Genomic DNA, 4,205 nt, shown 5'->3' on the forward strand with positions numbered 1-4,205 from the left:
ATTTGAATTTTTATATTCTATAAAGACAAATCCAAATGAAAATATAGTAAAATTTATAGCGAAAAACGGCATAGGTTCAGATGCAGCATCAAAAAATGAGGTCTTAAAATCAGTGAAGGCGAATATACCAAAAGAAAAAATAATATACTCATCAGCAGGAAAAACTAAAAGCGATATAGAGGATACTTACGATAAATGTATAATCACGGCAGATAGCTACCATGAGCTGGAAATAATAAATCAAGTTGCTAAGGAGCATGGTGAAGTTTTTAGAGTTGGGCTAAGAATTAATCCAAATTATTCTATGGACTCAGATAGTGCAGTTTCAAGCAAATTTGGCGTAGATGAAGAAAGCTTATTAGAACACAGAGATTTTATAAATTCTCTAAAAAACGTAAAGATATGTGGAATACACGTGCATCTAAGATCACAGGTGTTGGATTACGAGGTTTTATATAATTACTATAAGGATATATTTGATTTAGCTGTTTTCTGTATAGAAGAGATGGGATTTGAGATGGATTATATAAATTTCGGTGGAGGACTTGGAATTGCATATTCTGATAGAAATGAAGAATTGAAAATAGATTTTTTAGGTCAAAAATGCAGAGAATTGATAAAAGAATATAAATTAAAACTAAATTGCAGACTAATTATAGAATCAGGTAGATTTATAATATGCAGAGCCGGCACATATGTGACTTACGTAATCGATAAAAAGGTTTCAAGAGGAGTAAATTATCTAATAGTCGCAAATGGCTACAACGGATTTCATAAGCCGAGTCTAGCAGAATTAGTCGTAAGCTATTCACAAGCACCTAGAGAAAGCTTAAAAGCGACAGAGCCTATATTTACAGCATATGATGCAAATCAAGTAGATATTTTAACTGAAGCTTATGAAAAAGAATTAGTAACAGTATGTGGAAATTTATGTACAGCTGCCGATTTGTTAGGTAAAAATCTAGAGCTAAAAAAGGCTGAAATAGGAGATATAGTCACAGTTTCAAATGCCGGAAGCTACGGATTTACGCTAAGTCCGATTTTATTTTCTAGTCATGAGATACCTTATGAAATTTACTTAGATTCAGAAAAAAACGTACTAATAAAAAAATATTAATCGATATATAGAAGAATTTTCCAAAAAAATTGGATATAATATAAATATATTCATTTTTGCATAAGAGGAGGTCTACATATGAATAATAAAGCTATGTACAAAATAGGTTATGGACTTTATGTCGTAACTGCAGAGGAAAATGGTAAACACAATGGATGTATAGTAAATACAACAATACAAGTTACAAGCACACCAAATTTTATATCAATAACTGTTAACAAAAAAAATAAAACTCACGATATGATTAAAAACACAAGAAAAGTGAATGTATCTATACTTACAGAAAAAGCAAGCTTTGATATATTTAAACGTTTTGGATTCCAAAGTGGAGCAGATGTTGATAAATTTGCTGGATACACAAATATGAAAAAATCACCTAATGGATTATACTACATAACTGAAGCTACAAATGCATATATATCAGCATATGTTCAACAAGCTATAGATCTTGGAACTCACACTATGTTTATAGCACAAGTAGTAGCTGCAGAGGTTTTAAGCGAAGATAGAACTATTACTTATGACTATTATCAAGAAAATGTAAAACCAAAACCAGAAGCTCCTAAGGGTAAAAAAGGTTATAGATGTGTAATCTGCAACTATGTTTACGAAGGCGATGAATTGCCACCAGACTTTATATGTCCAATTTGTAAGCATGGTGCTAGTGACTTTGAAAAAATACAATAATAAAATAGATTAAAAAGTCGAAATAGAGGTCGAAAGGAAAAAATTCTTTCGACCTCTATTTTTATAAAGTGATGGTAAAATGTCGGAAATGTTAAAAAATAGTTCTGTTTTAATAATATATTTTAGCGCATAAAGTGTGATAATATTTAAACATAGAAGTTAAGAAAACGAAAACAATAAAACATTAAAAATAAAATTTTGGGGAAACATTAGGAGGAGTAAAATATGTTAAAAACAACTAAAATCACAGATCCAGAAGTATACGGTATAGTAGCAGACGAATTAGAAAGACAAAAATACAATATAGAAATGATAGCATCAGAAAGTTCAGCACCAACTGAAATATTAGAATTAATGGGATGCGTATTCGTAAACAAAACTGAAGAAGGTCTTCCAGGAAAAAGATACCAAGCAGGTTCTGAACATGCTGATAGAATAGAAAACTTATGTATAGAAAGAGCTAAAGAAGCTTTCGGTTGTGAATATGTAAACGTACAAGCTTATTCAGGAGCAACTGCAAACTACACAGCATTTAATGCAGTATTAGACCCAGGGGATAAAATATTAGCAATGAGACTTGACCACGGCGGACATTTAAGTCATGGTTCAGAAGCAAACTTTATGAGTAAAATATTTAACTACAAACATTATGGTGTAAATGATGACGGTGTAATCGACTATGATCAAGTTGAACAAATGGCATTAGAGTTTCAACCTAAAATGATAATAGCAGGGGCTAGTGCTTACCCAAGACTAATAGATTATAAGAGATTTAGAGAAATAGCTGATAAAGTAGGAGCTTATTTATTAGTAGATATGGCTCATATTTCAGGACTTATAGGAGCTGGTGTAATTCCTTCTCCAATCCCATATGCAGATTTCGCTACATCTTCTTGCTCTAAAACAATATGCGGTCCTAGAGGTGGATTCGTAATGTGTAAAGAAAAATACGCTAAACAATTAAATAGAGCTACATTCCCAGGAACTCTAGGTTCTATCCAAATAAATGGTATAGCTGCAAAAGCAAACATGTTCAAGAGAGTTAGAGAACCTGAGTTTATAGCTACAATGCAAAGAGTTTTAGATAACGCTAAAACTTTAGCAGTAGAATTAGAAAAGAGAGGATTCAAAATAGTAAGTGGTGGAACTGACAACCACATAGTATTAGTTGACTTAAGAGCGAAAGGAATAACTGGTAAACAATTTGACCAAGCTTTAGAAAAAATAGGTATAACAGTTAATAAAAATGCTATACCAAACGACCCAGAAAGTCCATTCGTAACAAGTGGTGTTCGTATAGGTCTTACTGCAACATCTGAAAGAGGATTTGGTGCTCCAGAAATGGCAGAAATCGCAGATATCATGAATACTGTAGCTGAAAACATCGACAACCAAGAAGTTCTAGACGAATGTAAAGCAAAAGCTAGAGCATTAGCTGCTAGATTCCCATTATATCCAGATGGATATTTTGAAGACTAATTTGTGATAATATTTAAAGACGATAATTAAATAAAATTTATTATATACATGGCGGACTTGTTAAAAAGTCCGTCTATTTTGTTTTGAAAAAAAGATTGCTAAAGCACTATAACAATAACTCCGCTCCGTATGAATATGTTAAAGGATTTTGTGAGATTATGTATGAAATAAATTTTGTTGGGACATAATACAACCAAGAATTTGTATAAAAGTAAAAATATTTAAGATTAGGGATTTTTATAATAAATTGCTGAAATAATGAGGAGGTTTATTATGTTTCGACAAGAACATTCAAATATATTTAGTTCTAAAAGAATTAGATCAATGGTAGATAATTTAAATATAGATGAAATGAGTTCTTTAATAGCGTTAGCTCAAGCAAAATTAAAAAATTTATATAATTTAGGTTTTTATGATGAAAAAGAGGGAAAAGACAAAATTTTGGAAGGAAGATTTAAAAAAGGTCTTAAATGCCCTAAATGTGGGCATACAGAGTTAAATAAAAATGGAAAAACATATGGACGTCAAAGATATATTTGCAAAAAATGTAAAAGAACATTTGATGAAAGAAGTCTTTCTCCACTCTCCAATACAAAATTGAGTTTGGAGAAATGGCTAAAATATTGTCAATTTATGATAGAAGGTGGAACTATTAGAATGTGTGCTGAAGAGGTTGGTGTTAGCGTACCAACTGCATTTTTTATGCGCCACAGGATTTTAGACGTGATTAATGTATCTTTAAAAGATGAAATTTTAGAAGGCGTAGTCGAGACAGAGGCTTGTTATATCAATGAATCCTTCAAAGGATCACCTGTTTATAGCTATTTTGATGAAAAATATTTTAAAACATTTGATAAAAGTAGAGTTCCTTATTTAGGCATTCATTTTAATACAATTGTAGGTATGATGGCAAGTAGGAAAA

General features: G+C 31.2%; 4 protein-coding genes. All 4 read left to right on the forward strand.

Annotation, left to right across the window (positions count from 1 at the left end):
• Positions 1-1,117, forward strand: a 1,117-nt coding sequence (locus ACI3VO_RS07815; protein ID WP_439757372.1) for a hypothetical protein, incomplete at its 5' end; no start/stop codon positions are given.
• 78 nt (positions 1,118-1,195) lie between these two features.
• Entirely contained in the window at positions 1,196-1,804 is a 609-nt protein-coding gene (locus ACI3VO_RS07820) for a flavin reductase (RefSeq protein ID WP_439757373.1), read from the forward strand.
• Between the two features lie 225 nt (positions 1,805-2,029).
• Positions 2,030-3,283 carry a serine hydroxymethyltransferase gene (gene glyA / locus ACI3VO_RS07825; RefSeq protein ID WP_439757374.1) on the forward strand — a complete coding sequence of 418 codons (1,254 nt, stop codon included), beginning with the start codon at positions 2,030-2,032 and terminating at the stop codon, positions 3,281-3,283.
• 273 nt (positions 3,284-3,556) lie between these two features.
• Positions 3,557-4,205: transposase (locus tag ACI3VO_RS07830; protein WP_439757375.1), on the forward strand; the 649-nt coding region annotated here is incomplete at its 3' end.

The organism is Intestinibacter sp., from assembly GCF_051866655.1.
Taxonomy (GTDB): Bacteria; Bacillota; Clostridia; order Peptostreptococcales; family Peptostreptococcaceae; genus Intestinibacter.

Coding starts and splice junctions, on each gene's coding strand:
- ACI3VO_RS07820 (WP_439757373.1), top strand. CDS start 1,196: ATGAATAATAAAGCTATGTACAAAATAGGTTATGGACTTTATGTCGTA.
- glyA (WP_439757374.1), top strand. CDS start 2,030: ATGTTAAAAACAACTAAAATCACAGATCCAGAAGTATACGGTATAGTA.